The sequence below is a fragment of the Burkholderia dolosa genome, assembly GCF_902499135.1.
Lineage (GTDB): Bacteria > Pseudomonadota > Gammaproteobacteria > Burkholderiales > Burkholderiaceae > Burkholderia > Burkholderia dolosa.
Genome location: NZ_CABVPR010000025.1, coordinates 19,640 through 45,870, shown reverse-complemented (window position 1 = coordinate 45,870; position 26,231 = coordinate 19,640). Strand labels below are relative to the sequence as shown.

The following is a 26,231-nucleotide window of genomic DNA, read 5'->3' as shown; positions in this document are numbered from 1 at the left end:
CGCCGTCGCAGCCTGTGAACGCTTCGGCGCCGCTGCCGCAAGCGCGTTAATTCATCGCTAAGTTTTCGACGATAGATTGATGCTCACGCGGCATTTCAGCGATGCAGCCGCCGTATCGCGGCGCCGTCGCTTCGCCGCGCTGAACGACGCGGAGAGTGAAACATGAACGTACCGATCATCGATGTGAGCCCGTTGCGAAGCAACGAGGCGGCCGGCTGGCGGCACGTCATGCAGCAGCTGCTGGACGCGCACACACGCGTCGGCTTCTCGATTCTCGTCAATCACGGCGTCGGGGCCGACATCGTCGATGCACTGTTCGACGCGTCGCGAAGCTTTCATGCGTGGCCGCTCGAGCGCAAGATGGCGATGCGTTATCGCACGACGCTGCGCGGCTATCTGCCGCTCAACACGTCGGTGCTCAAGGCGTCGACGCTCGGCGCCGCGAAGCGGCCGAATCACAGCGATTCGTTCGTCGTTCTCGGCGACTTGCCCGAATCGTTGCTGCCCGACTGGAAAAATTCGGCGATGGGCGGCACGCAACCGTGGCCGGAAATTGCCGGGTTCGAGCATGCTGCGCGACGGTATCGGCGCGCGATGATCGAGCTGGGCGACGCGATCCTGCCTTGCTTTGCGGTCATGCTCGGGCTGCCGCGCGACGGACTGCGCGACTACTTCCGCGTGCCGAACCCGATTCTGCGTCTGCTTCACTATCCGGCGGTGCCGCATCGTGGGCCGGACGTTTTCGGCTCGGCTCCGCACACCGATTACGGATGCCTGACGTTCGTCGCGCAGGACGACGTCGGCGGGCTGCAGGTGCAGTCCGATCGCGGGGAATGGTTCGACGTGCCGGTGGTGAAGAATTCGCTGGTGCTGAACACCGGTCAGGTGATCGCGCGATGGAGCGGAGGCCGGATCAAGCCGACCCCGCATCGCGTGTTGACGCCGGAAGCGGCCGACCGCTATTCGATCGCCTTCTTTTACGACTGCGGACTCGAGACGCCGCTCGATCTCGATGCGGCGCCCATGTCGGATTCGACATCGACATATGGCCGGCATCTGGAAGCGATCTTGCGCAGCAACTATGCGTTCGTCGCCGACGAGCCGGCGCGCGCTTTGCCGGATGCAGCGCGCTGCTAAACGGTCGCCGAGCAGGCCGGAGCGCTTTTGCGCTCGTTGAGGACGCAACGATTCGCGCGTTCACACATCCGAGTATCGGTGCGATCGACCGATCACGCGGTCGGCGGGCGCCGGCGGCCTTCGCTGCCCGAAACGAAGCCGACGATCATGCGGACGAGCGCGTCTTCGACCTCCGCTGCCGGCGGTGCGTCTTTGCTGGCAGCCAACGTACGCAGCACGCCGGCGATCGAGTGAACCATCACGAACGCGTCGGCGCGCGACAGCCGGCGGCGGCCGTCGCCCGGCGCCGCGATGCCTTCGTTCGTCCACAGGTCGATCAGCTCGGCGAACAGCGGCATGAGCCGGCCGGCGGGCTGCGTTGCCGACGCATGTTCGATCAGCAGGCGGTGAACGCGATTGCGTCCGCCATACGTCGCGTTCACGGCCCGCACGATACGCCGTATCCGGTCGCCGGGCGACGCAGGCGCGTCCATCCGTAACGACGCGACGACCTTCGCCGACATCGCGCTCAGTTCGCGCGTCACCAGTGCATCGAGCAACGCCTGTTTGCTGCCGAAGTACTGATACAGCGTGCCGATGCTCACGCCGGCCTTCGCGGCCACCGCGTTCGTCGTCAGCTTTTCCAGGCCGGCGCTCTCGAGCAGCTGCATCGCTGCCTCCAATATGAGTTCGACCTTGTGCAGCGAGCGCGCCTGCCGCGGGTTTCGACGCGTAACACTTTGATTTTCCAAAGATTTCCTCCGCCTTGCGGGTGTGCCGGAACGCGAGTTTCCAAACCTGAGCATCGCTCATATTATCTCTTCATCATGAACGCACCGGCCCGATACGCAGCGTACGCGCATCGACCGGGACACGGGAGCTAATGTGGGAACGACACAATCGATTCAGGCGGGCAACGACAACGCGCGGCACGACGGAGCGGACGCGCGCCCCGATCAGCGGCTGTCGCGCCGGTATCGCTTCGACGATGCCGACATGGATCTGTTTTTCATGTCCGCGCTGAGCTGGGGGCCGACAGGCGGGCTCGATATCGGTCAGGCGTTTCACGTCGCGTCGACGATCGCCGACGGCGACGCGGACAGCTGGGTCGGCGCGTTTGCCGCGTACGGCGATCTGCAGAACGCGCAGGCCGATACGTGGGCGCAGCGCGGCTGGCGTCGCGCTGCCGGCGAAGCGAGGTTGAAGGCGTTTGCCAGCTATCGCTCGGCCTGGCAGTTTGCAGCTGCGGGCGGCGACATGTTCTCGCGGCTGTATCGTCAGCATCAAACGGCGTTTGCGCACGCAATGGCCGAGCTTGCGATTCCGTGCACGTTCTTCAACGTGCCGTTCGGCGAGGGCGAACTGCCGGGGGCGTTCGTTTCCGCGGCGACGCCGGACGCGCCGGTGGTGCTCGTCATCGGCGGTGCGGACACGAGCTTCGAGGACTTGTTCCTGTCGGTCGGTCGCGGCATCCGCGAGCGCGGATATGCGGTCGCGATGGTCGATCTGCCCGGGCAGGGCAATACCGCGGCGAACGGGCTGCATTGGCAGATCGAGCCGGAACATGCGATTGGTGCGGTCGTCGATCATCTTCTGCAGCACTTCGATGCGCGGCCGGCGCGCATCGTGCTGCTCGGGCTGAGTCTCGGCGGCTATTTCGTGACGCGGGCGGCCGGCTACGAGAAGCGGCTTGCAGCAGTGATCGCGAGTACGCCGTTTCCCGAGCCGGGCGCGCTATTCGGCGCCAGCGTGCAAGCGGCGCGGGACGACAACGCGAGCGGGGACGCGAGTTCGGCCGCGTTGCGAAGCAGGCAGATGATGCTGTGGAAGGCCGGTGCGGCTTCGCCGCAGGCGTTCATCGAACGCTGGCGCGGCGCGCGTGCCGATCCTGCGCGCGTGGCGCTGCCGTTTCTGTCGATCGTCGGGCTCGGCGATTCGCCGATTTTCATCGCACAAGCACGCGAATGGCACGAACGGATCGCATCGGCGAAGAAGGACCTCGTGGAGCTGGATGCGGCCACCGGCGCCGACGGGCACTGCCAGGTCAATGCGCGGCTGCGGCTCGTGCAGGAAGTCTGCGGCTGGATGGACGAACTGTTTCAGTCGTGCGATCCGGTGCACGCGCAACGTTCGGAGAAAACGGCGTGATGTCGAAACCCGGGAGACCGAGCATGCTCGGTGCGCATCGTGCCGGACGCTCGGCCGACACACGATCGCAGCGTCGCGCGCGCGACGTATCGCACGCCATCGCGAATGCGATGGCCAACGCACACGGCTGGTCGCGGTCGCCGGCTTGCCGGGCGGTGCTCGGCCGGGCCATGTGCCCGACGGCGCGGACTCTTTCAATCTTTTTTCATGTGGCGAACCGACACGGTCGGCTCGCGTCGCAAAGGCTATGAGAACACTGTTGATTGACAACGATATCGACCGCGGCGAAAGCCTGCGGCGTGCGCTGACCGGTGACGGTTTCAGCGTGGACTGGGTTCGCGATGCGCAGGCAGGACAGCTCGCGTTCAACGGCGCCTATTACGCGCTGGTGCTGATCGCGGTCGGCTTGCCGGGAGTCGGCGGGATCGAGGTTTTAAAAACGATTCGCAGCCGCGGCGAGACGGTTCCGGTGATGACGCTTGCCGAGCCCACGGACGACGCATGCGTCCGCAGCCTGGACAACGGCGCCGACGATTGCCTGCACAGCGCACTCGAGATGGTCGAAGTCCTCGCGCGAATCCGCGCCGTATTGCGGCGCAGGGCGGGGCACGCAACGTCGCGAATCGGCAGCGACGCGCTGAGCCTCGATCTCGATACGCGCACGCTGTGCTTCATGGGGACGGCAGCGCCGTTGTCGGTGCGCGAGTTCGCGCTGATGCACGCACTGCTCGAAAGGCCGGGATTGCTGCTGTCGCGCGCGCAGCTCGAGGACCGGCTCTACGGCTGGGGCAAGGAAGTGGAAAGCAACGCGCTCGACGTGCTGATTCACCAGATTCGCAAACGGTTCGGACGCTCGGCGATCGTCAACGTCAGAGGCGGCGGATGGATGTCGGGCGGCGCGAGCCCCGATTCGAGCGGTGTGTCGGACCGCCGCACGCGCGCACCGGCGAGCAAGCGCGCCGATCGCGAAGCGCGGCCGACCGCGGCGATGCTGCACGCGAAAACCGGCAGCCTTGCAATCGAGCGCGCGGCGAAGTGGGTAACGGTATGAGCGTCGACGCGTGGCGGCGCAGTGCGCGGCCGCGTCATCGCTGATCGTCGACGGCCACGTCGCCGTGCATCGCCGGCGCAGGTAAATGGATGCGCGCAACGGCAGCGATGCGGAGCGAATCGCCGCTGCGGCCGCCGCTGTCGCCCGGTTGGAGGACAGACTTGCGACGGCAAGCCGCCGATACTCCGGTCAATCACGAACGTCGACATGATGCTGCACGAATTCACCAAAACCATTCTGCTGATCGTCGCCGCGCTCTTTCCCGTCATCAATCCGCCGGCTGCCGGGCTGATGGTACTGAGCATGGTCCCCGATGCGACGCCCGCCGACAGGGAAGAACTGGCACGGCGTATCGCGTTCAACAGCCTCGCGATACTCGCGGCTTCGCTGTCGATCGGCGCGTATGTGCTGTCGTTCTTCGGCATATCGATGCCGGTATTGCGCGTGGCGGCCGGCATCGTGATCGGCATCGCAGGGTGGAACCTGCTGAACAAGGACCGCGACACCATCGACGAGCACGAAAGACGTGCGCCGCGCGAGTCGCTGCGCGCGAAGGCGTTTTATCCGCTGACCCTTCCATTTACCGTCGGGCCGGGTTCGATTGCAGTCGCGATCGCGTTGGGCACCGGTTCTCCGCGGGAAGGACTGGCTCCCGTCCACATCGTCGGCGTCGTCGCCGCGCTGGCCGTGTTGTGCGCGAGCATTTATGCGTGCGTCCGATTCTGCGCGGCGATCGAGGACCTGCTCGGCAAGACCGGAACGCAGGCTGCGATGCGGCTGTTCGCGTTCGTGCTGTTCTGTATCGGCGTTCAGATTTTCTGGCTCGGTCTTGCGGAACTGATCAGGTCGTTGCAAGTCGGCTGATGGCCAGCGACCGCGAAGATCGCACGGATAGCGCGGATAGCGGTGCGTCGAAACCACGGCCGCGGATCAGGCCGACGTCGGCGCAACGGGCCGCCGATCGCCGCAGTTGCGGCGCTGCCGGTCGCACGCATCGATAGCGTGCGATGCTGGCTCGAGTGCTCACTGTGCGCTCATTCTGCCGAGCGATCATGAACCCGGAAGCAAACCGTTCCTTCGGGTCCCGACATCACATCTCGGCGGAAAACATCATGTTCAAACCTCGTCATTCGATCATTGCAGCCGTATTAGCGGCATCTGTCCTTGCCACCGGAACCGCGGTCGCCGCCCAGGGTTGCGGCCCGAACGGGTGGCGCGGTCCTTGGGGGTACTGTCGCTATGCGGCGCCGGTTTACGTGGCGCCGCAACCGGTGATTTACCCGCCGCCCCCGCCGAGCAACGTGTGCCCGCCGGGATACTGGCTGGGTCCGTGGGGACATTGCCGCGATACGCCGTATCACGGACGCCTGCCGAACGGCACTTGGCAATGAGCGTAAGCGGCAGCGGACGACGCGCGTCTACGGTCGAGCGCGTCGCCGCTTCGCGCGGGGCACGGGCGGCGTCGTCCGGTCGCAACGGCCGACGGCGCGGCCGCCCGGTGCGGTCTTCATAGCGCACACGCGCCGCGGATCCGGCGCCGGCAATGACCACATCGGTATCGTGCGTCGTTTACGGCTCCTGCACGGGCATCGACTGCGGCGCGCGTGCAATGTGGTCGGATTCAACGCGATGAATGATCGGCGCGATCGCAGCCGCCGGTCCTTGCGCGTCGCGTGTCGACGATGGTTGTGCGTGCAAGCAATCTCGGGATTCGTCCGGCTCGCTACGAAGCGTTCCAAATCCGATATATCGAAAGCTGTCGTGAACGACGGCTCTTTTGCGCTGTGGGCGGTCGCCCGCGGCGGCGCGACGCGCGCGTCAGCCGAGCGCGCCGACCAGCGCGGTCAACTCGCACTGGCGTGTGACGCCGAGCTTCACGAATGCGCGCTTTTTGTAAGTGATCACGCTGGTCGGTGCGACGCCCAGCATCGCGGCGATCGTGCGCGACGTTTCACCGCGCGCGAGCAGCCGTGCGACCGCGCGTTCGCGATCGGACAGGCCGGCGTTCCACGCTTGCTCGACGTCGCGCGGTACGTTGCGGACCGCACCGATGCGAAGATGAATGTCCGCGAGCGCGGCGACCACGTCGATCGCAGCGGAAATCGCGTGCCGATCGGCATCGCAGAACGACCGGTTGCCGGGACGCCGGTACAGGCCGAGTATCGCGGTGTTGTCGCCGCGAGGCAGAACGACGAAGCAGCGATCGGCCATCGGCACGGAGCCGTACAGGCTTCGATCCGCGCATTCGTCCGTCGACCGGTGCAGCAGCACGGGATCCCGCAGCGCGCGTGCCTTCCCCGCCGACCGTTCGCAGGTCCGCCACGCGCCGAACACGCTCGCGCATGCGATTGCTTCCGCGGACGGATCGAAACACGGCCCTGCGCGGTGCGACGCACAACTCGACAGCCGCGTACCGTCAGGACCGACGTCGACGAGCACCGCACAATCGATCGACACGGTTTGGTTCAGTGCCTGCACGAGCGTCGCGACGAAATCGTCGAAACCGGCGGCGCGTATGCATTCGGCGAATCGGGCGGAGGTGAAGGTGCTCATATGCGTTACATCGCGGCTCGGCCCGTGTACGGCTTCGTCCATGGCGGAATGCGAACCGGAGTCGACAACCGATTCGGGCTTGTCCGTGCGTACGCGGGTTGCGGCGTGAGCGAAATATCGCGAAGCGGCATCGCGGCAGCGGCGGCTGCACTGCGGACGGCGGTATGCAACGCGCACAGCGCGGATCCGATCGCGGCCGACGACAGAAGCGGGGCAACAGCCGGTAACAGGTTCATCAGCGTTCCATTGAGCGGAGCGGCCGCGAACGACGGACCGCTCTATGTTTCCAGTGGCAAGATTGTGGCGATAACGCTTGCGCCGGTCAAGATATCTTTCCATTGGAAATATTTATCGGCGAGACGACGGCGTTAACGGCGCACGCGGCGCCGCTGCGGTCGGTTTGCGGTGGCCGGTTCGCGGTGGCCGGCCGGGTCCGGCGCTATTTGGCCGAAGCGCGCAGCCGAGTCCGGCGAGCGTTGCTGCGCTCGCCGGCAAAGCGCTCGTTCGCCGCGTCGCGCGGCGTCCGGCACGTCAGTGCGCGCTGTCCTGATCGAGGATCACGGTCCAGCCGATGCCGCGGACGTTGCGAATCACCGACTGCCCGAACTTCTTGCGAATCGAGTAGATCAGGACGTCGATCGCGTTGCTTTCGATTTCTCGGCCCCATCCATACAGCTTTTCTTCGAGCTGTTCGCGCGACAGGATCGTGCCCGGCCGTTCGAGAAAAGCCAGCATGAGCGCGAATTCGCGGGAAGTCAGCGGGAGCTCTACGCCACGGCAGTTCAGCGTGCGCTTGTCGAGATCGAGGCAGAGCGAGTCGTCGCCGAGCCGCGATGCGGCATAGCCGGCCTTGCGCCGCATGACCGCCCGCACGCGTGCGAGCAGCTCGCGAACCTGGAACGGTTTCGCGATGTAATCGTCGGCACCGAGATCCAGGCCCTGAACGCGCGTGTCGACGTCGTCTCGCGCGGTCAATATCAGTATCGGCACTTCCTTGTGGCTCGCGCGCACAGCCCTGAGCACGTCGAGGCCGCTCATGCCGGGCAGGCCGAGATCCAGCAAAACGGCGGTGTATTCGAACGCGTCGATCGACGCGTGCCCCGCGGCGCCGTCGCGCACCCATTCGACACCATAGCCTGCATCGGACAGCGCGCGCAGCAGGCTCTGCCCGATCGACAGATCGTCTTCAACCAGTAGCAATCTCATGATTCGGTATCACAGTGATTCAGTCCCTGCTTCGTGGGACGCAGCCGGTATCGTCGTGCAGGCGAAGGCGCCGGATGGAGGCCAGCTCGGGAGTCGATGCGGGATAGTCGGAGAACGTGCGCAGCGTCCGGTACGCACGTTCGGCAGCGTCAGTGCGAGGCGTCGGCCGCGGCCGCGCGCATTTCGCCGCGCGCTTCCTCGAGCAGGCTGATCGCGCGCGCCGCATGACCGTGCATGTCGTAGTTGTTCGCACGCTGTGCTTCGTGCATCCGCGCGATTGCGTTCTGCGCGTAGCTGTCTGCCGCGGCAATGTTCGGATGCCGAGCGAGATCGTCCGCGTATGCCGCGGTGGCGGCTATCGCAAGTACCGCTGCGGCCGTTGCCGTCACGATTTTTCTGACCAATTGAGTATCTCCGTGAAAAGAAGAAAGCCGATGCGCGCACAACGATGCGGCGAAACGGGCGCGAGCACCGAGCCAGCCCGGAGGCGATTCTAGGGTGGCTTCGAGCACGTGTCTGTCCTCTCACGGAAGGACAGCCTGTACGACACGACCATGCAAAGCCCGGCTGCCTTCGCCGACGCTCGATCGAAATCGGCCGCCGCACGTACGAAATATTTCCATTGGAAAGATTGTGTGATATCGTTCGCGTCACCGCTACGTTGTGGCGCGCCGATCGAGCGCATGTCGACGCAGGCGGGCTCGTCGCATCGGCGCTTCGTCGCGTCAGCCGGCATCGCTTCAACGTCAATACGAAAGTCAACATGAACCACTCGCTTCGAGGGCGGCTCGCGTTTGCGCTGTGCATGCTCGTTGCGGTATTCGCGGTCGTCCAGGGGCTGAGCTCCTATCAGCTGTCGAAAGACGGCATGAGTGCGCTGCTCGATTTACGGCTCGAACAGGTCGCGAACCGGATGCGCGGCGACATGGGCAATCTGTTGCCCGAGACCGCATCGCGCGATTCGCAGCCGGAACGCGACGTCGTCGTCACGATCTGGAAGGACGCGCGGTCCGCACCTTATCGGAGCACCGAACCGACGCTGCAGTTGCCGCGCGACGCATCGGACGGATTCGCTACGGTGACGATCGGCAACGAGCGCTGGCGCGTCTATACGCTGCACGACCGGGATCGCGTGATCCAGGTTGCGCAACGGTCTTCGGTGCTCGCGGAGCTGGCCGAGCAGAACGCGATGAAGACGCTGTGGCCGATGATCGTGCTGATTCCGCTTGTCTGCGTGCTCGTGCTGGTCGTGATCAACTGGTCGCTCGGGCCGCTCGACGGGCTCGGGGACGAAGTGCAGCGTATCGACGTCAGCAGGTTGCAGACGCTGTCGGTCAAGCACGTCCCCGTCGAAATCCGGCCGTTCATCGACTCGATCAACCGGATGATCGAACGACTCGCAAAGTCGATCGAGGCGGAGCGCAAGTTCATCTCCGATGCCGCGCACGAACTGAGAACGCCGTTTACCGCGCTTCAGATTCAGGCGACCAATCTCGCGCACGACATCTTTCCGAGCAATCAGCAGCGATTTCGCGAACTTCAAGGCGGCATTGCGCGAGGTGCACGCGTGGTCGAGCAGCTGCTCGGTCTGGCGAGGGCCGAGACCGCGGTGTGCGCGGACGCGCTCACGCGTGTCGATGTGACGTCGGTGATCGTCAATGCGATTGCGGAAGTGCTGCCTATCGCGGCCAGCCGCGATATCGACATCGGCGCCGACGATCTGCCGCCGGTTTACGTGAACGCTATCGCGTCCGACGTCAGTGTCGCGATCCGGAATCTCGTATGCAACGCGATACGGTATACGCCCGACGGCGGGAAGATCGATCTGTGCGTGCGCGAGGTCGGGGATGTCGCGTGGATCGACGTCGTCGACACGGGGCCGGGCATTCCCGATCACCTGCTGTCGCGCGTATTCGACCGCTTCTTCCGCGCGAATACGGAGATCGAGGGAACGGGCCTCGGATTGTCGATCGTGAAGGCCGTCGCGACCCGATACGGCGGCGACGCGATCCTGCGCAATCGCAGCGACGGCGCGTCCGGACTCGTCGCGTCGATCAGCTTCCCGGCTTGCGCGTAAGCGGTCGTCGATGTCGCGGTGCGCGTCGCCTCAGCCTGCGCGGCGCACTCGCTTGCTCATGATCAGCTCATAAACGCGCACTAGATTGGTCGCTCATGCAACACGATGAGGAAACGGCCATGAGCGACGTCGTCGGCGCCGAACCGCACCATATCGACGAACTCGTCGAACTGATCTGTACGACCGGGCCGTATCGAACCGCGGTAGCGAACAATTCGGACGGGCTCGACTATCGCGCGTTTCTGACGCGATTTCTCGTGGCGCCGCGTCTGGCGAATTCGTACGTGCTGCTCGATACCGCGCGCGGCAACAGGGTCATCGGCGCGCTGGTGTGCGCGCCGCTGAACGATTTTGCGCCGACCGACTGGAGCAGGTGTTCGCCGCACAGCATCGAAGGCTTGCACGAACCGTTCAAAACCTTGCGGATTCCGGACAGTTTCTACATCGACGCGCTGGCGGTCGTCGCCGACATGCAGCACAAGGGTATCGGCAAGACGTTGTTTCGCGCCGCCGAAGCAATGGCATGCGCGGCCGGCTATCAGGACAATCTGTCGCTCGCGGTGTCCGCGAGCGCGACCGGCGCTATCCGGTTCTATCACTCGATGGGCATGATCAGCGCCGACTGCGTAAAAATGAAGCTGCCGGCATTTCCGCCGTTTCTGCTGATGCGAAGCGCGTCGCACTTTCTTTCGTACGAGCAGGTATGCAGCTGATCGTCGTAAACGACACGCGAACCGGCGGCGGTTGTGCGCGTGTGCGTCTGCACGAAGCGTCGGATCTTCGACGGCTGGCTTCGTGCTCGCATGCCGTTGGCGCGTGTGCGCCACGCGCCGCGACGATCGTTGCGTTCGCAGCGGAGTGTCGCGCATGAGCAGCTATTCTCTGCGACGGCTATTCGCGTGTGCGCTGTTGCTTGTCGCTGCGATGCTGACCGGGTGCGATGCGACCACGCGTGAATCCCCCGCGGATTGGCCGTCGGCCGGTCCCGATACGGTGCGTGGCGGCACGCTGCCCGATGTATCGGCGAGCGAACCGCAGACATCGACGTATCTGCGTTGCTACTACCGAAAGTCCGGCGATTCGTTTCGTTTCGATACCGGCTACGTATGGGCGATCGATCCGGCCACCGACTGGTTCTATCGACTGCGCGGCGAGTGGCACGGAGGCGACACGCACCGTTGGGAGTCGATCTTCTACACGACGGAGTCGCCGAGCCAGCTTCGTTCGCTTTGCGAAGGGAGCCTGCGACGCGACGGAATTGACAGCGCCGTCATCGGCTGGGCGGCAGGCGACGGCGCTTCCGCAATCGACTACGCGCCGTGGAGCGCGGGCCGCCGCGGTACGCGTATCGATCGCGTCGTGGCGTTCGGCGACAGCTTGTCGGACACGCACAATCTGTACAACGCGTCGCACGGCCGCATTCCGGACAATAAGTCGTGGTTCGACGGCCGCTTCACGAACGGCCGCAACTGGGTCGAATATCTGGCCGGCGATCTGCACGTGCCGCTCTACGACTGGGCGGTGGGCGGCACCGGCGTGGCCGATCGCCGCGTGTTGCCGTGGGTCGCCATGCCGGGGCTGCTGTCGCAGGTACGAGCGTGGCGCAGTGCGACGCGCGACGATCGTTCGTACGATCCGGCGCGGACATTGTTCACCGTGATGGTGGGCGGTAACGATCTGATCTATTTCGATACGCCGTCCGACGAGATTCTCGCGAAGGAGCGCGAAGCGATCGACGTTCTGATCGATGGCGGCGCGAAGAATATTCTCGTGATGAATCTGCCGGATGTTTCGCGCGCACCGATTTTCCAGCTGAAAGCCGGTGCGAACCGCGCCGCTGCGCAGGTCGACGCGGTCAATCTCGGCCTGGCCGCGATGGTCGCATCGATTCGCGACGAACACGCCGGCAGCGTCAATATCCAGCTGTTCGATACGAACGCGCTGTTCAGCAGTCTGTTCGACGAGCCGCGCGCATATGGTTTTGCGAACAGCACCGAGTCGTGTCTCGAGATCGACCGGACGGGGCTGTCGAACTTCATGGAAAGTCATCGGCCGCGCGCGGCGTGCAGGAATCCGGATGCGTTCGTGTTCTGGGACATCGTGCATCCGACGACACGCACGCACCGTATCGTTGCCGATCGGGTCGCGGCGTTCGTGCATCGGCACTTTCCTGCCGTCGACGAGCGTGAATCGTGAAAGCGGGACGGCGATGCGACGGCGTGTGGCGATCAGCCGCGCTTGGTGCGCTCGGGCGGCGCGCTTTGCACGAGACGTACCTGTTCGATCGCGGCGGTGACGAGATCCTCGGCGTCGCGCACGCCTTCGGTCGCGGTGGCCAGCGCATTCAGACGGCCGTCGATCAACAGGCTCGCGAGGCCGTGCACGTACGCCCACGCGGACGTCATGCCGATCGCCTGCTTGATGTCGGGCCCGCCATACTGATCGCTGTCGCGTGCGGCCGCGTCGTCCACGCCATGCAGGCGTGCGAGCGCACGTGCGTTGATTCGGCGAGCCTCGAGCAGAGCCGGGCGCGTGGCGTCCAGCAGTTCGTTGCGCGACATCAGACGGAACAGGTCCGGATTATCGACTGCGAAGCGCACGTACGCGTGGGCGACGGCCTGACGGCCTGCCTGCGTTGCCTTCACGTTCTGCATCGCGCTCGACAGCGCCGAAGCGAGCCGCCGATGGCCGCTGGCCGCCAGCTCGCTCAGCACGCCGGACATGTCGCCGAAGTGGTGCTGTGCCGCGGTATGCGACACGCCTGCTTCGCGGGAAATCGCTCTGAGCGTCAGCCCGCGCATGCCGTCCCTGCGTAACACGACTTCCGCTGCATCGAGCAGCGCCTGAGGTAGCGCGCCGTGGTGGTAGGGCTTGTCGGAAGAGGAGCGGGCGGACCTCTTCCCGGTCTGCGCCTTCGACGAACGCGAAGCGCGCTGGCCGCCTGTCCCTTGAGTCATAGTTGCCGGAGTCGATAAAGATGGCCGACTCTAACAAAAAGAGTCAGCCCAGTCAAAAACGCACCGTACGCGAAAGCGCTCGTTCCGCAGCGCGTGGCGCGCATGCGCCGGCAGATGTTCGTCGCTCGTCATCGCGATGCGCTTGCGCCGGGATCGCCATTTTCCGGATCCGCACCGCGATCGCGCGCAGGCCGTAGCGCTTGCATCGCGAGCATCACGGCTGACAGCGCGACGACACCCATCAGAATGCCGCAGAAGCGCATCAGCGCCGGATGCGGATCGGCCGACCAGTGGTGGTCCTGCACGAACACCATGATGAACGCGACCGTGAACTGTCTGCCGACGTAGCTTGCGCCTTCGGCACCCGTCTGCACGTGACATCCGACCCACACGCCGAGCGACAGCACCAGCATGCAGCCCAGCGCTGCGCCGTCCATCAGCGGGAGCAGGCCCACGCCGAGCGCACCCGCAAGCAGACAGCCGATCAGGCGCTGCGTCATGCGTTCGCGGATCGCGGCCGGCGTGCGCTCGACGAGCGCATCGGCGGGCAGGATCAGCAGGGCGACCGACGTCACCATGCCTTGCGCGAGCCCCGGCAAATGAAGGAAATAGCTGAGCGCGGCCATCAGGCCGGTGGCCAATGCCGCGCAGATGCCGAGCCGCACGCGCGTGGCGTACGTGGACGGGCTCGCAGTCGGCGCGTGCTGCAGCGGTACGTCGGCGGCCGACGCGCGCGCGCCGCCCGCTGCCGCCGTACCTGCACAGCGCTGCTGGACGAGGATGCGTTGCACGACGGTAGCGACCAGCACGCATGCCAGCGTGCCCACTGCGACTTCGATGACCCGGGAACGCGCAAAGTCGAACGTAGCGCTCGTGGACCCGAGCACACGCGCTTCGTCGAGCACCATCATCGCCGTGACGCCGCCGAGCACCCACGCGTACGACGATGTCGAATCGTTCGCGCGCAGCACCGTGCAGCCGGCGACCACGCCGAGCACAGGTACGAGCAGCCACGGTCGATCGCCGATCCACGGCCCCGCGAGTACACCGAACGCGGCCCCGACGAGCGTGCCGAGCAGGCGATGAGCGCCGCGCTCCAGGCAGCCGCGCAAGTTGTCGCGCAGTATTGCAAAGCCGCTGATCGCCGCCCACCACGTATGCTCGAGATGCAGCATTCGCGCGAGCAGCACCGCGAGCGCGACCGACAGAACCGCTTGCGCGCCGAACAGCGCGCGCGTGCGCGTGCCTTTCCACGCTCGGAGCTCTCGACCCAAGGCGGTGACGGCAGCCGCGCCGTGCTGCCCGAGCGAGCTGAACATGGTCATGTAGCGATCCGTAAGACGGTTGACGTATCTATGCGGGAGCGGCCCGAGCGAGGCGCTCGTCCGCGAGATCGAGCGCAGATTATTCCATTGGAAAGATTCTGTTCGGGAAACGCGCGACAGTCAAGCGCCGGCCGATCGGCGAGCATTGCGCGGAACGCTCGCGATCGAGCCGGCGTCGGCCGGTGGAAAGGACGCTATGCACGTCCGGCGGCAGGGGTGGCTGCGCGTTGCGGCGCGCTGCGATGCGGCACGTCGGTTGGCGCATCGTCCGGAACGCGGCGCACCGCCACGCCGGTATTGCGCACGATGTCCGCGGCGATATCGTCGCGCAACCATTGCCACCCATCGTGCTTTCTGCTGCCGAGCAGGACCGGATCGGCGTCGATTCCGCTCGCGAAGACGGCAATTGCGTGTCCGACCGTGAGCCCGTACGTCGGCAACTGAAGCATGTGCGTGGTGACGGTACAGCCTCGCGACGCGAACCATTGTTCCGCGAGCGACAGGATTTGCCGGCCTTGCTCCTGCATCGCTTCCATCACGAGCCCGCAGTCGAAATCGGCTGCGCCGACGAAGCAGCTCGCCGTATCGATCACGTGCAGCAGCGTGATCGGCGCATCGCATTCGCGCGACGCGGCAAGGGCACTGGCGAGCACACACGGTGCGGTGCGCGCGCTGACTGCTACGAGAATTCTCTTGGTCATTTTCGAACTCCTCTCCGATGAAGGGCCGCTGCCAACGACTTCATTGTCGAACCGGAGAATGAGCGTCCAGTGAGGGTGTTTCGCGCCGGCACCCGACGCGTGCCGTTCGTGCAGATGTGTGTCGTCGCGCCTTTTGCGGGGCGCGATGCGTGCGTGTCGCGTTTGTCGTCTGTAAAGACGGCAGACGTCGAGACGAGCGCCGGATAGACTCGGACGAACGTGCATTGCGTCTCGACTACCGCTTTCCAGATCCGACATGAGCGAACTCGCCGACTCCTGTTCCGCTGCTGCGCGCGCCCGACGATGGTGGTTGCTGGCCGGCGTATGCATCGCCAGCTTTCTCGGCTGCATCGATTTCACGATCGTCAATACCGCGATCCCCGACATCCAGGCCGATCTGCACGCGAGTGTCACGCAGAGCCAATGGATCGTCACCGCGTTCCTGATCGCGCTTTGCGCGAGCATGGTCGCCGCGGGACGGATGGCCGACCTGTATGGCAGGCGTCCGGTGCTGTATATCGGGCTGACGGTATTCGGGCTGTCGTCGCTCGGCGCGGGGCTGGCGACCGCGATCGCCGGCGTGATCGCGTGTCGCTTCGTGCAGGGCATCGCATGTGCGGTGCTCTATACCGCGACGACGGCGATTGCCTCCGCCGCGTTCGGGGAAGACGAACGCGGCAAGGCGCTCGGCATTCTGTTCGGAGCGAACGGCATCGGCCTCGCGATCGGTCCGGTCGTCGGCGGTGTGCTGGTCGGTGCGCTCGGCTGGCGCTCGGTGTTTCTCGTCAACGTGCCGTTCGTGCTGGCGAGCGTCGCGCTGTGCCTCTACGGTGCAAGCGAATTGCCGGACGTCAAAGAGCGCGGCCGGATCGACTGGTGCGGCGTGCTTTTGCTCGCCGTCGCCGTGCCGCTGCTGCTGCTCGACATCACGCAGGGCAATCGCTGGGGCTGGACTTCGTTCAGGACGTCGGCTTCCTTTGCCGTTGCGGTCGCGCTTTTTGCGGCGCTGGTCCGCGTCGAACGCACCGTTCGGTCGCCGCTGATTCGTTTGGAGCTGTTCTCGAATCGCGATTTCGTCCGCGCATCGATCGCGACTTCGTCGCTCGCGTTCTTCTACTGCGCGGCATTCTTCCTGATGCCGCTCTATCTGAAGATCGTCGCCGGGTTCAGCGACGTGATGATCGGCGTCATGCTGCTGCCGACCACTGCGCTCATTGCGCTGCTGTCGCCGTTCGTCGGACGCGCGACCGACCGCATCGGGCCTGTCCGGTTCCTGGCCGCGGGCTTTCTGTTCTTTGCGGTGTCCGCGGCGATGCAGGTGCAGTTTGCGCGTTCCGTTTCGATCGGCTATGTGATCGCCGCGTTCGCCGTGATGGGCATCGGCTGGGCGTGCGTCCTCGGGCCGTCGACCGTGCTCGCGCTCGCGTCCGTTCCCGAAGACGTCGGCGGCGTGGCGGTCGGCACGAGCTGGACGATGCACAACCTCGGCGGCGCGACGGGGCTGTCGGTCGCCACGACCGTTTACCAGGTTTTCGCCGGACACGGGTTGTCCGCCGCATTGGCCGCGCGAGTCATGATCGATGCCGATCGAACCGCATCGATCGTCGCGGATCCATTGTCGGCCGACGCGCGGCTGTCACGTCTGGGCATCGATCACGATGCAGCTCGCGAGCTCGTCACGCGTTATTTCTTGCACGGTTATCGGGCTTGCATGTGGTTGCTGGTCGCCGTGTCGTTGTTCGCGTTTTGCGCGGTCACGGTGAAGACGGTTGGCCGCATCCGCTCGTCGCAGCAATGAACGTGCTTTGCAACGCGCCGGACAGCGCGGTCGCGGTCGGTCGGCATGCGCGCCGGTATTCCTACCGCGACGAGCCGGCGCACTCGTTTCGACGCTTCATCGTCCCGCGGCGGCCGCATTCGTTCGCGCGATAAAGGCGTCGATGGCGGCGGCGAGTTCGCGCGGATACTGGTACATCATTGCGTGGCCGGCTGCGCGCACCACCAGCAGTTGCGAGCCGGCGATCGTATCGGCGAGCGTTTCCGCATTGCGTCGTGGCAGTACTTGATCGTCGTCGCCGGCGAGCACCAGCGTCGGCAGCGACAGCCGTCGCAGCGACTGCGCGGCGTCGGCATCGTTCGCCCAGTCGCGCAGCAGCGCGGACTGGCCGGCGGTCACGGGCGCGGAAATGTCGGGAAGCGTGTAGTCGGGCGGCACGAACATCGCATCGCGAAAGCATCGTTCGGCCACGGGCAGCGCGGACTTCGGGAAGAGCACGGCCATCACGTCGTCGAACGTCGTACCCGGCGTGCCGGACAGCGTGGCGTCGACGTCGGGCGCAATGCGCGCAGCGCTCGACCCCGGCGCAGGCGCGGCCATCAGCACGATCCGCTGCGCCGCGCGCGGATGCTCGACCGCAAATTGCGCGGCGACCGCACCGCCCATCGACCATCCGACCACCGTGACGTCCTTCAGCCCGAGCGTATCGATCAGCGCGTTCAGATCGGACGCCATGTCGCGCACGGTGAAGCGCGCGGCATCGGGAATCGAGCGCCCGACACCGCGGTTGTCGAACACGATCACTTCATGATGCTGCGCGAGGCTGCGAAGAAAGGCGCGATTCCATTCGGCGATCGTCGCGCGAAAGCCGGTTTGCAGCACGATCGGGCTGCCGCTTCCGAAGCGGTAATACGCGATGTCGCCGTTTGCCGTATGGGCAATCTGCTGGTGAAGCGAAGCGCGCGAGACCGGATCGCCCGCGATGGCCGCGCAATCGCCGGTCGCGGAATAGCTGACGGTGCGCGCGGAAATGGGGGCGTTCAGCATGCCGGCCATCAACAGCGCGAGCGCCGCATGACGAAGTGACGGCGTCGTTCCGTTGCGGGACGAGCGTGCGCTGCGAGCGCCGCGAATGTCGTGTGACATCACCTGCCTCCTGAGTCATTGCTTCAGCGTTGTTCTGAACGGCGATCGGCACGTGCGACACGAGTTCGATGCACGCGCCGGCATTGCACGGCGAAAACGACGCGTCGAACCGGCTGAAACCGGGTGACGGACTAACGTTGCAAACGGCGCTGCCCGTTACGTACGCCGGGGTGCGCATTCGACGTTTGCGGCGTCGTCTGACATCCCGGTGCCGCGCGCACGATCTGAACCGGCGTACGCGTGGCCTTGCGCAGCGTCGCAGCGACATCTTCGCCGATTACCTGCCACCATACGCGCTTGCGTGCGCCGAGCAGGACCAGCTCCGCATTCGATGCCTCGCAGACCGACGCGATCTCGCGGCCGATGTGCGAGCCGCGCACGGGCAGTGTCAGCAGATGTGCGTCGGCGCCACGCGGATTGTCGTTCAGCGTGGTCATCGCGCGGGCCAGCGCGGCGCGGCCGTACGCGAGCATCGCACCGACTACCAGACCGTAATTGGAGTCGCCCAATCCCGCATAGCAGTGCGTCAGGTCCACGACATGGACGGCAGCGATTCGCGCATCGCAATGCCGCGCGGTTTCGAGCGCGGACGCGAGAAACGAATCGGTGAAATTGTGATTGATCGCAACGACGACGGTCTTGGACATATTCTGGCTCGGCTGAAAAAGGGAGACACGGAAACATCGAACTGATCGGATGCCGCGTCTTCATCTTGAACCGCTCGAATGAGATCAAGATGAGTTCGATCGATCGCGTGGACGGTCCACGCGGGCGGCAGCGACACTCCGCGATGCGGTGCGACGGCGAGCGAATCCCGCATACGGGCCTTGTGCCCGATCGCGTCACGCTTGCACGTACCTGATACGGAGCCGGTGCGCCGCTTGTCGAATGAAGAGCGGGCCGAAAAGCGCGGCGGAAGCGAGATCAGTCTTGCCCGTCGCGTCGACGATCGTCGTACGACATCGAGAACGGCGAGTGATTCGCTTCGAAATAGCGGCTGCGCCGTTCGAGATCGGCCAGATCGGCGGAACGGCTGAGATAGGCGTCGCGTCGCGTATCTTCCGACACGATCAGCGTTGCTAACAGTCTGCTGAAGAACTTGTCGAGCATGATTTTCTCCTGGGAGCAATGCACGGCATTCCGTGCAAAATGAACTTGTCTCTGGAGAAAATATTAAGGACCTTGAATTAGCGCTATGTGAGCGGAGGTACGCGGTTTCTTCGTGCCGTTTAACCGGCACTGTTTTACGCGACGCGTAGCAGCCAGGCCGGTCCCGCGATGACGACTCGTCACACAGCTTCGGAATGTGCGAAGAGATCGTGAGCGCAGCGATATCGGGTAGTTCGCGGTAGACGTTGAATGAGGTACACGCACGCGAGCGTCGAGCTGCGACTCCCGCTTCGTGCTCCGACGAAGCGGGACCAGCCGAGCGGAAACGCGCAACGCGGAAGCGCTGCAATCCGTGGTAAACGCAGTGCCCGGCGTTCCTTCTCCGCATTCGTCAACGGATGATGAACGCGGTGCTGTCGCGGTTGTAGAGCCAATACATCCAGCCGGCCCGGCCATGGAGCACGATGAACGCGACGAGCGCGCCGACGAACATGCCGGCCGCCAATGCGAGCGCGATCGTCGTCAGCTTCGATCGCTGGCCCGTGCCGCGCGACGTTTCGGAGTGCGCGTGACGTTCGGCGTCGTGTCTCGCGTACCCGGTCGCGGCCGCGGGCGGCTTGACGCGCTGCTCTGCCCGGATCACCGGTCGAAGGAGCGCCGCCGCGTTGCGGTAGGCGGCATTGAGTCCGCTTTCCGCAATCGGCGAGCGGCGATCCGATGCCGTTCGGGCGCTGAAACGAATGAAGTCCGCATCGTCGCTGCATCGGCGGATGGACTCCACGATCGTCTGCCGGCTCGCGAGCTTTGCCCCGACTTGCCGTATCGCCGGTGCAAACGGGCCGTGCAGCGCCGTAGTACCCGCGCCGCGTCGCGCCAGCGTGCAGTAGACGCGATACGCGAACCACGAACAGAGTTCGACTTCTCGCCCGTGAACGCGCAGCGCCATCAAGATCCGGCGGAACAGGCGCTGGGCCGACGTATGGCTGCTGTAGAAAACGCCGTATCGGTCGGCCAGTTCTTTCAGCTGTGCATCGGCACGCTGACGGCCGTTCGTCGCCACATCGACCGGCGTGTCGCGATCGCGCGCGGTTAGCGCGGCGCGCGCACGCGCACGCGCACGCGCCGGTTGCATCGCCGCGTCGCGATTCGGCTCGTTACGCGCGTCCCGATAGGTGTCGGGCCACTCGCGGGATTGCCGTTGCCCGGCGTGCGCGTGTACGAACCGTCGAGCGCGGAGCGTGGGCGTCGTGCGGCCGGTGCGTGCGATGCGGTGTCCGGTACCCTTGCTGATTCCGGTGACGCGATGCGTGGGAAGTCGTTCGGTCATGGGTTGTCCTTCGATATGGAGGAACGAAGTGTCTTCCCGGCGACTGGTGCTGCATTTCCTGCTACGCGGGGAATGGAGCCGTGCATGGCAATGCGGTGCGAACGTTTCGCGGGTTCGGTCGATTTCAAGCTTTCACGGCATCTGTGTGTACGCTCGCGCATCGCTCGCGCGAAGCGCCGCGCATTCGATGCGCTTGTGGTTCGCCGGCATCGCGGTTGCCCGTCGACATTCTCTTCATCGCCTCTGCAACGATGCCAGCGTAGCGACCGCGCATGAGCACACAATTAGCGCGGCACGGCGGGACGTCGACGAACGCCGATTTCATCGCGCCACCGCGTCCGCATGCTTGCTCGCCGTTTGCGCGATCACGGCGACACACCGCATCGGCATTTCTGTACTCGGCCGTCGTTCCGCACGGACCGACCCACAACGCCTGTCTGCCGGCATGAAACCGCCGCGCCGATGCCGTGCGCGCCGTCTACCAGCCGGATTCCTCGCGACGCCATCCCTGCGAGAGATGACGTTCAGCTTTCATTTATGATCAAAAAATCATTTTGGCTAGTGGTAAACGCGCCGTTGTACGTGTTTTCAAATAATTTATGATCAAATCCATGGGCGAGCCCGTCGTGGGTTCGATCGGAGGCAAGTACAACATCGAGGAGAAGAAGGCGATGCACGCGAGAAGAACAACGTTGGCCGCGCTGGTCGGCCTGCTGGGTTGCGTCGGCGCGTCGGCGCAGACCGTCGTCACATTCAACGCGGCCGCGCAGACCGGCACGGTTCATCGCGGCGTGTTCGGTGCGAACCATCGATACGGCGTCTATGGGAGCGGCAGCGCCGATCCGACGACGGGCATCACGTATCCGACGCTGGTGTCGCAGATAGCGGATGCCGGCATCACGATGCTGCGCTTTCCCGGCGGCACGATGGCGAACACGTATCACTGGTACAACGCAATCGGGCCGCAGTCGCAGCGTAAAACGCAGGTCAACGGCAACGTGAACGCCGCCGTACCGCTCGACAGCACGTTCGGTCCGGACGAATTCGGCAATCTGCTGGATCGGACCGGCGCGGCGGGCAATCTGATAGTCAATTTCGCGACCGAGTCCGCCGCGGATGCCGCGCACTTCGTCGCGTACATGACGGCGCCCCAAGGTGCCGGCGTGGTGGACGGCGTGGACTGGGCCGCGATGCGCGCCGCGAACGGTCACGTCGCGCCGTACAACATCGCGTACGTCGAAGTGGGCAACGAGATGAGCCTCGGCAACCAGACTTACTGGATGACCGGCACGCCCGTCACGATCAATGCCGCGTGTTCGTCGAACAAGGTGCCGTGCCTGTACGCGTTCGGCGGCACGACGAGCTTCACCAAGCAGCCGGTCGTGGCGCCGGACAACTGGCAATCGTCCGCGTCGGTGAGTACCGGTGCGCCGAATCAGAGCTTCTACGTGTCGTACAAGCCGGCTGTGCCCGGCTCGCAGACGATCTACGTCGGCAGCACTGCGTGGACGCCGGTTGCGTCGCTATCGTCGGCCGGGCCGACCGATCAGGTCTATACGTTCAATCCCGCGACGGGGCAGATCACGTTCGGCGACGGCGCGAAGGGTGCGATTCCGCCGAGCGGAAGCAAGATTACCGCGACGTATCAATCGGGCCCGCACGACGGCTTCACGGCGTACTATGCGGCGATCAAGGCCGTGAATCCGTCCGTCAAGGTGTGTGCGTCGACCGCCGCGCCGAACGTATTGGGAACGGCCAACCCGTTCGACTGCGTCGTCATGCATCAATATGCGCCGACGCTCAGCTCGCCCACCGACATCGACGAATACTTCGGCGAGCGCATGCTGCAAGTGTCGGCGCTCGGCGGCCAGGTGCAGTCGATGCGACAGACGATCAACAGCGTGCTGGGCACCACGCAGGGGCCGAAGGTCGACATCCTGATCAGCGAGTACGGCATCCAGGATCCGCAGCCGAGTTACGCGCCGAATTTTCTCCGCTCGATGGGCGCGGCGATATTCGAAGGCCTGACGCTGCAGGCATGGATGAATCACGACATTCGGGCAGCCGAGCGCCACGCGCTCACGGACTACACGTTCGGTACGCCGCCGGTCAACACGGGCGTCAGTCTCCCGGACAACGTGTTGTTCGGCGGCCCCGGTCCGCAGACGATCGCGACGCCCGCCGCGCTCGCGATGAAGATGTTCACGCACTTCAGCGGTACGACGCTCGTGTCGAGCTCGACGACGAACAACCCGGTTCGCACGCTCACGAGCGGGCAGACGCTGAAAGCGCTCGTGCCGATCGCATCGGTGGACGCGAGCGGAAACGGCTATCTGATCGTCGTGAACCAGGATCCGGAAACGCCGGTGACGGCGACCGTCCAGCCGCAAAATCTGCCGCACGGCGCGAGCGCGACGGTCGAGACGCTGGCGTCGACGTCGATTACGTCGGACAACACGCCGTCCGCGCCGTACACCGTGCAACTGGCGGATCAGGTCGCCAACGTCGGCACGTCGACGTTCCAGTGGACGTTCCCCGCGCATTCGATCACGGCGTTCCGCTTCACGCCGCAGTGACGGTCGATGTCGTCAGCGCGTCCGGCGCGGCTGCGTGAGCGCCGCGCCGGACGCATTTGCACGCGCGGCGACGCACTGCCGACGGCGAGCATGCGGTCACGACGCGCATCGCGCGAAAGCCCGCGGCGCGTGCAACGCGCAATCGCGCGGCGAACGTGTGAGGCCGGCAAGCGGCGCGTGCGCCGGTTCCCGAAGCGGCCGACGCGATGCGCTCACCACTCGTAGTCGACCGCCCAATGCGGCACGTTCGTCCGGTTTCCGTACACGTCGTGCGCATAGACGCGACGGCACGCGGCACGATTCGCGGCCGTACCTTGCGCGAAACTGACGGAATCGCATTGCGGCGGCGACACCGCGGGCTGCTGTTCGGCCGTTTGCGCGGCCGCCGGTTGAACACCGGCCGCCGGTTGAACACCGGCCGCACAAGCGATTCCGAACGCGATGACCAGCATTCTGGCTTTCATGATGACCTCCGGGCGAACGACCCAAGCCTGTGCGCGGCGCGACGACGCACGCGTTGTCCGCTTCCGGTCACAGGGCCAGTTTCATGGTAGTCGATTCTGCGGCGGTCAACGATATGATGGACTGCGCATGCTGCGCCCGCGCATGCGCGGCTCGAATGCAGCGGCTGGCGAACGCGGCCGCCCTCGAGCGGACGGCGCGGAACGGCTGTATGCGCGCGACGCCGACGCGGTTTTTGATCAGATTCGGGCGGTCGGCTGATGCAGTGCGTCAGCGGCTGCCGGCGTGGCGTGCGGACGTAGCGGCAACGAGCCCGGCCTTCACTGCGATCGACCAAAGGCCCAGTTCGGTCGCGCGCTCGGTCAGCGTGACCTCCGCGCATCCGAACAGCGACAGCGCGAGCCGGTAACGTGCGCACAGCGATGCGTCGCCGACGAGTATCGGCGGCCGTTCGCGAAGCGTCATCTGCTGCGCGGCCAGCATGCGTTCGAGTCCGGCGAGCTCATGACCGATCAGCAGGCCGGACAGGTAATCGGATTGCTGGTCGGCACGCAGGCGCGCCGTGAGCCCGAGCGTGCGCATCGTGAATATCGTCGACAGCACACCGGCCGAATCGGTGCGGCGCGCGACGTCGACACCGTGCAGAAACGCATCGGTCTGCGGGCTCGATGGCGCGACCATCGTCCGGCCGAGAATCGTGTGGCCGCGCAGCGCCGCGAACACTTCGCCCGTCATGAACGTATAGAAACGCTGAATCGTCCCGTCGACGACGATCGCCCACTTCGCATGCGTGCCCGGCAGGCCGACCAGCATCCGCGAACCGCCGCTTGCGAGTGCCGCATTCTGCAACGACGCGCCGACGATCTGCGTCTCCTCGCCGCGCATGACGTTGGGCAGCTCGCCGTCTTCGATCAGGCCGGGCACGATCGAGATCGTCGTGCCGCGTGCGGTGCGAACCTGCACGAGTCGCCGGACGAGCGAATCGGCGCCGGCCGGCACTTCCGCATAAGGCGCAAGCATCCATCCTTGCGCGCTGCCGACCATCCCCGATGCAACGACCGGCACGTCCGCGCGTTGCGCGAGCCATTCTCCGCATACGGCGTCGAATGCGGTATCGAAGCCGCCTTCGTCCGCGGGACACGGAAGATTCATGATTCCTGCCGCGGACGAACGTTGCGCAACGACGCGGCCGGCCGCGTCGAACAGGTAGGCGCGCAGCGACGTGGTGCCCCAGTCGAGCCCGATCAGTACCGGGCAGTCTGCGTGCGTGCCGCGATCGTCGCCGGAGGCGCGTGCAGCGTGGGCGTGGAATGACGACGGCGGTGCGGACACCGGCGTGGGTGAGGAGGCGTTCGTAGGCTGGCTCATGGCTATCGCGTGACGGTTGACGGAGAGGGCGGACACAAATGAAAGAGGTAAGACCGATCCGGCGGCAGACGTCGGCGTGTCAGGTGACGACGAGCTCACCGGCCCGGCATGCGCGATGAAACTGCAGCCGGCGTATCGTCAGCGGGTCGAGCGCATCGCGATCGAGCCGCATCCCGATGCCCGACGTCCTGGCGATCTGCGCGCCGCCGTTGTCCGGCACGGGCACGGTCGCGCCCGTGAGCGTATGGAAGTACGGTGTTTCGTCGAACTGCATTTCCATACGTCTGAAATTGGGCACCAGCGAACAGATCTGCATGCTGACCGCGTGAGCGACGGGCCCGCTCGGGTTGTGCGGCGAAAATTCGACGTCGTGCCGGCCGAGCAGCTGCGCGACATGCAGCATTTCGTCGACGCTGCCGACGTATTTGACGTCGGGCATCATCACGTCGTAAGCGCCGGCTTCAACAAACGGCATGAAGCCTTCGGCCCTGATCGCCTCTTCACAGCCGGCGAGACGAATGCCGCGGTCGTTCGCCAGCGACCGGAGCGCGCGCAGCTCGTGCAGGCGGTCCGGCGTCTCGGGCAGCGGACATTCGAGCCAGTGCAGGCCGTCGCATACGTCGCTCGCGAGCACCTGACGCGCGACGTGTGCATTGAGCCGCCAATGGCAATCGACCATCACGTCGACCGCGGGGCCGACTGCATCGCGCACCGCGGCAATGCGCTCGAGCGCCGCGTCGATCAGCGACGGCTGCGCGTGTGCATCGCTGCCGTACAGCGTCACGCCGTCGAACGGCGCGATCTTGACCGCGGAGAAGCCGGCGGCTACGGCCGAACGCGCGCTGTGCGCGAAGCTGTCTGGCGACCGCGTATGCGTGCGCCGGTTGATGTTCGCGTACATCGGGATGAACGCGCGTACCGGATGGCCGAGCAGCTCCGCAATGCTCCGGTTGCGGATCCGCGCGCGCAGATCCGTCACGGCGTGGCTGAGCGCCGACGCCACGGCGGCGCGGGCGATCGTGCCGAGCTCGAGCGTATCGAGCCACGAGGCCGCATCATCGACGCGCATGTCGACGATGGCCGGAAACATGTCGCTCGCCGCGCGCAGCAGTTCGCTGTCGCGCCCCGTCAACGTGGCCTCGCCGAGGCCGATCCGGTTTTCTTCGTCGACGATCTCGACGAACGTCCAATGCGTGGACGGCGTGACGCGTGCGATGGAAAGCGTGATGGAGTCGATGCCGATTTCTGCGTTCATGTGTCGGGAAAAACGGTTGTTGGTGTGGTGGAGGCAGCGTCGCGATGCCGGTGCGCCGATGATGCGTTCTCGCACA

Annotated in this window: 24 protein-coding genes; 10 read left to right on the top strand and 14 right to left on the bottom strand. The window is 65.4% G+C overall.

Annotated features, from left to right (window positions below):
- Window positions 1-162: 162 nt before the first annotated feature.
- Window positions 163-1,137, top strand: a complete 975-nt coding sequence (locus BUB20358_RS13540; RefSeq protein WP_006765639.1) for an isopenicillin N synthase family dioxygenase — start codon at window positions 163-165, stop codon at window positions 1,135-1,137.
- 92 nt (window positions 1,138-1,229) lie between these two features.
- On the opposite strand, the gene BUB20358_RS13535 is transcribed toward BUB20358_RS13540, so the two are convergent.
- Window positions 1,230-1,922 (bottom strand): TetR/AcrR family transcriptional regulator, encoded by a 693-nt coding sequence (locus tag BUB20358_RS13535; RefSeq protein ID WP_006765640.1) that lies wholly within the window; start codon window positions 1,920-1,922, stop codon window positions 1,230-1,232.
- 79 nt (window positions 1,923-2,001) lie between these two features.
- Here BUB20358_RS13535 and BUB20358_RS13530 point away from each other — a divergent pair, with 79 nt between their 5' ends.
- From BUB20358_RS13530 to BUB20358_RS28775, 4 genes are all read left to right on the top strand, one after another.
- Window positions 2,002-3,264, top strand: coding sequence for an alpha/beta hydrolase family protein (locus tag BUB20358_RS13530; protein WP_006765641.1), 1,263 nt, complete (start codon window positions 2,002-2,004; stop codon window positions 3,262-3,264).
- A 259-nt stretch (window positions 3,265-3,523) separates the two neighbouring features.
- The gene (locus BUB20358_RS13525; protein ID WP_308810673.1) at window positions 3,524-4,315 is read left to right on the top strand and encodes a response regulator transcription factor; all 792 of its coding nucleotides are present in this window, start codon (window positions 3,524-3,526) and stop codon (window positions 4,313-4,315) included.
- A 21-nt stretch (window positions 4,316-4,336) separates the two neighbouring features.
- Entirely contained in the window at window positions 4,337-5,179 is an 843-nt protein-coding gene (locus BUB20358_RS13520) for a MarC family protein (RefSeq protein WP_006765643.1), read from the top strand.
- A 248-nt stretch (window positions 5,180-5,427) separates the two neighbouring features.
- Window positions 5,428-5,706 (top strand): GCG_CRPN prefix-to-repeats domain-containing protein, encoded by a 279-nt coding sequence (locus BUB20358_RS28775; protein ID WP_094190695.1) that lies wholly within the window; start codon window positions 5,428-5,430, stop codon window positions 5,704-5,706.
- A 427-nt stretch (window positions 5,707-6,133) separates the two neighbouring features.
- On the opposite strand, the gene BUB20358_RS13515 is transcribed toward BUB20358_RS28775, so the two are convergent.
- From BUB20358_RS13515 to BUB20358_RS13505, 3 genes are all read right to left on the bottom strand, one after another.
- Window positions 6,134-6,868, bottom strand: coding sequence for a helix-turn-helix transcriptional regulator (locus BUB20358_RS13515; RefSeq protein WP_158380442.1), 735 nt, complete (start codon window positions 6,866-6,868; stop codon window positions 6,134-6,136).
- Between the two features lie 531 nt (window positions 6,869-7,399).
- Window positions 7,400-8,074, bottom strand: coding sequence for a response regulator transcription factor (locus BUB20358_RS13510; RefSeq protein WP_006765644.1), 675 nt, complete (start codon window positions 8,072-8,074; stop codon window positions 7,400-7,402).
- A 149-nt stretch (window positions 8,075-8,223) separates the two neighbouring features.
- Window positions 8,224-8,478 carry a hypothetical protein gene (locus BUB20358_RS13505; protein ID WP_045552261.1) on the bottom strand — a complete coding sequence of 85 codons (255 nt, stop codon included), beginning with the start codon at window positions 8,476-8,478 and terminating at the stop codon, window positions 8,224-8,226.
- A gap of 359 nt (window positions 8,479-8,837) precedes the next feature.
- Here BUB20358_RS13505 and BUB20358_RS13500 point away from each other — a divergent pair, with 359 nt between their 5' ends.
- The 3 genes from BUB20358_RS13500 to BUB20358_RS13490 all read left to right on the top strand — a co-directional run bounded on the left by BUB20358_RS13500 (window position 8,838) and on the right by BUB20358_RS13490 (window position 12,347).
- Complete coding sequence (locus tag BUB20358_RS13500) at window positions 8,838-10,151, top strand: sensor histidine kinase (protein ID WP_035975184.1); 1,314 nt, start codon at window positions 8,838-8,840, stop codon at window positions 10,149-10,151.
- A gap of 119 nt (window positions 10,152-10,270) precedes the next feature.
- Complete coding sequence (locus BUB20358_RS13495) at window positions 10,271-10,864, top strand: GNAT family N-acetyltransferase (protein ID WP_035973819.1); 594 nt, start codon at window positions 10,271-10,273, stop codon at window positions 10,862-10,864.
- 154 nt (window positions 10,865-11,018) lie between these two features.
- Window positions 11,019-12,347, top strand: coding sequence for an SGNH/GDSL hydrolase family protein (locus BUB20358_RS13490; protein WP_081293652.1), 1,329 nt, complete (start codon window positions 11,019-11,021; stop codon window positions 12,345-12,347).
- Between the two features lie 32 nt (window positions 12,348-12,379).
- On the opposite strand, the gene BUB20358_RS13485 is transcribed toward BUB20358_RS13490, so the two are convergent.
- The 3 genes from BUB20358_RS13485 to BUB20358_RS13475 all read right to left on the bottom strand — a co-directional run bounded on the left by BUB20358_RS13485 (window position 12,380) and on the right by BUB20358_RS13475 (window position 15,392).
- On the bottom strand, window positions 12,380-13,108 hold the full coding sequence (locus BUB20358_RS13485) for a TetR/AcrR family transcriptional regulator (RefSeq protein WP_006765648.1): 729 nt from the start codon (window positions 13,106-13,108) through the stop codon (window positions 12,380-12,382).
- A gap of 128 nt (window positions 13,109-13,236) precedes the next feature.
- Complete coding sequence (locus tag BUB20358_RS13480; protein ID WP_006765649.1) at window positions 13,237-14,433, bottom strand: FUSC family protein; 1,197 nt, start codon at window positions 14,431-14,433, stop codon at window positions 13,237-13,239.
- Between the two features lie 194 nt (window positions 14,434-14,627).
- Window positions 14,628-15,392, bottom strand: a complete 765-nt coding sequence (locus tag BUB20358_RS13475) for a universal stress protein (RefSeq protein WP_158380441.1) — start codon at window positions 15,390-15,392, stop codon at window positions 14,628-14,630.
- On the opposite strand from BUB20358_RS13475, the gene BUB20358_RS13470 reads away from it, so the two are divergent.
- On the top strand, window positions 15,391-16,932 hold the full coding sequence (locus tag BUB20358_RS13470) for an MFS transporter (RefSeq protein ID WP_006765650.1): 1,542 nt from the start codon (window positions 15,391-15,393) through the stop codon (window positions 16,930-16,932). The two genes, BUB20358_RS13475 and BUB20358_RS13470, sit on opposite strands and share 2 nt — an antisense overlap.
- 96 nt (window positions 16,933-17,028) lie before the next feature.
- On the opposite strand, the gene BUB20358_RS13465 is transcribed toward BUB20358_RS13470, so the two are convergent.
- From BUB20358_RS13465 to BUB20358_RS13450, 4 genes are all read right to left on the bottom strand, one after another.
- A complete protein-coding gene (locus BUB20358_RS13465; RefSeq protein ID WP_081293654.1) occupies window positions 17,029-18,057 on the bottom strand; it encodes an alpha/beta fold hydrolase in 1,029 nt (342 codons plus the stop codon).
- Between the two features lie 131 nt (window positions 18,058-18,188).
- Window positions 18,189-18,704: a universal stress protein gene (locus BUB20358_RS13460; RefSeq protein WP_006765652.1), complete on the bottom strand. Its 516-nt coding sequence runs from the start codon at window positions 18,702-18,704 to the stop codon at window positions 18,189-18,191.
- Window positions 18,705-18,981: 277 nt separating this feature from the next.
- Window positions 18,982-19,167: a DUF3563 family protein gene (locus BUB20358_RS13455; protein ID WP_035973824.1), complete on the bottom strand. Its 186-nt coding sequence runs from the start codon at window positions 19,165-19,167 to the stop codon at window positions 18,982-18,984.
- A gap of 391 nt (window positions 19,168-19,558) precedes the next feature.
- The gene (locus BUB20358_RS13450; RefSeq protein WP_123806722.1) at window positions 19,559-20,227 is read right to left on the bottom strand and encodes a hypothetical protein; all 669 of its coding nucleotides are present in this window, start codon (window positions 20,225-20,227) and stop codon (window positions 19,559-19,561) included.
- An 893-nt stretch (window positions 20,228-21,120) separates the two neighbouring features.
- Here BUB20358_RS13450 and BUB20358_RS13445 point away from each other — a divergent pair.
- Window positions 21,121-23,070 carry an alpha-L-arabinofuranosidase family protein gene (locus BUB20358_RS13445; RefSeq protein ID WP_158380440.1) on the top strand — a complete coding sequence of 650 codons (1,950 nt, stop codon included), beginning with the start codon at window positions 21,121-21,123 and terminating at the stop codon, window positions 23,068-23,070.
- Window positions 23,071-23,282: 212 nt separating this feature from the next.
- On the opposite strand, the gene BUB20358_RS13440 is transcribed toward BUB20358_RS13445, so the two are convergent.
- The 3 genes from BUB20358_RS13440 to BUB20358_RS13430 form a co-directional block, all read right to left on the bottom strand.
- Window positions 23,283-23,534 carry a hypothetical protein gene (locus tag BUB20358_RS13440; RefSeq protein WP_123806721.1) on the bottom strand — a complete coding sequence of 84 codons (252 nt, stop codon included), beginning with the start codon at window positions 23,532-23,534 and terminating at the stop codon, window positions 23,283-23,285.
- Between the two features lie 268 nt (window positions 23,535-23,802).
- Complete coding sequence (locus tag BUB20358_RS13435; RefSeq protein WP_035973842.1) at window positions 23,803-24,900, bottom strand: 2-dehydro-3-deoxygalactonokinase; 1,098 nt, start codon at window positions 24,898-24,900, stop codon at window positions 23,803-23,805.
- Between the two features lie 79 nt (window positions 24,901-24,979).
- Window positions 24,980-26,155 carry an enolase C-terminal domain-like protein gene (locus tag BUB20358_RS13430; protein WP_035973845.1) on the bottom strand — a complete coding sequence of 392 codons (1,176 nt, stop codon included), beginning with the start codon at window positions 26,153-26,155 and terminating at the stop codon, window positions 24,980-24,982.
- Window positions 26,156-26,231 lie beyond the last annotated feature (76 nt).

What these genes read in the sequence shown, in the direction of transcription:
- BUB20358_RS13540 (WP_006765639.1), top strand. Translation starts at nt 163, where the DNA reads ATGAACGTACCGATCATCGATGTGAGCCCGTTGCGAAGCAACGAGGCG.
- BUB20358_RS13535 (WP_006765640.1), bottom strand. Translation starts at nt 1,922, where the DNA reads ATGCTCAGGTTTGGAAACTCGCGTTCCGGCACACCCGCAAGGCGGAGG.
- BUB20358_RS28775 (WP_094190695.1), top strand. Translation starts at nt 5,428, where the DNA reads ATGTTCAAACCTCGTCATTCGATCATTGCAGCCGTATTAGCGGCATCT.
- BUB20358_RS13515 (WP_158380442.1), bottom strand. Translation starts at nt 6,868, where the DNA reads ATGAGCACCTTCACCTCCGCCCGATTCGCCGAATGCATACGCGCCGCC.
- BUB20358_RS13510 (WP_006765644.1), bottom strand. Translation starts at nt 8,074, where the DNA reads ATGAGATTGCTACTGGTTGAAGACGATCTGTCGATCGGGCAGAGCCTG.
- BUB20358_RS13500 (WP_035975184.1), top strand. Translation starts at nt 8,838, where the DNA reads ATGAACCACTCGCTTCGAGGGCGGCTCGCGTTTGCGCTGTGCATGCTC.
- BUB20358_RS13495 (WP_035973819.1), top strand. Translation starts at nt 10,271, where the DNA reads ATGAGCGACGTCGTCGGCGCCGAACCGCACCATATCGACGAACTCGTC.
- BUB20358_RS13490 (WP_081293652.1), top strand. Translation starts at nt 11,019, where the DNA reads ATGAGCAGCTATTCTCTGCGACGGCTATTCGCGTGTGCGCTGTTGCTT.
- BUB20358_RS13485 (WP_006765648.1), bottom strand. Translation starts at nt 13,108, where the DNA reads ATGACTCAAGGGACAGGCGGCCAGCGCGCTTCGCGTTCGTCGAAGGCG.
- BUB20358_RS13480 (WP_006765649.1), bottom strand. Translation starts at nt 14,433, where the DNA reads ATGACCATGTTCAGCTCGCTCGGGCAGCACGGCGCGGCTGCCGTCACC.
- BUB20358_RS13470 (WP_006765650.1), top strand. Translation starts at nt 15,391, where the DNA reads ATGAGCGAACTCGCCGACTCCTGTTCCGCTGCTGCGCGCGCCCGACGA.
- BUB20358_RS13475 (WP_158380441.1), bottom strand. Translation starts at nt 15,392, where the DNA reads ATGTCGGATCTGGAAAGCGGTAGTCGAGACGCAATGCACGTTCGTCCG.
- BUB20358_RS13465 (WP_081293654.1), bottom strand. Translation starts at nt 18,057, where the DNA reads ATGTCACACGACATTCGCGGCGCTCGCAGCGCACGCTCGTCCCGCAAC.
- BUB20358_RS13460 (WP_006765652.1), bottom strand. Translation starts at nt 18,704, where the DNA reads ATGTCCAAGACCGTCGTCGTTGCGATCAATCACAATTTCACCGATTCG.
- BUB20358_RS13455 (WP_035973824.1), bottom strand. Translation starts at nt 19,167, where the DNA reads ATGCTCGACAAGTTCTTCAGCAGACTGTTAGCAACGCTGATCGTGTCG.
- BUB20358_RS13440 (WP_123806721.1), bottom strand. Translation starts at nt 23,534, where the DNA reads ATGAAAGCCAGAATGCTGGTCATCGCGTTCGGAATCGCTTGTGCGGCC.
- BUB20358_RS13435 (WP_035973842.1), bottom strand. Translation starts at nt 24,900, where the DNA reads ATGAGCCAGCCTACGAACGCCTCCTCACCCACGCCGGTGTCCGCACCG.
- BUB20358_RS13430 (WP_035973845.1), bottom strand. Translation starts at nt 26,155, where the DNA reads ATGAACGCAGAAATCGGCATCGACTCCATCACGCTTTCCATCGCACGC.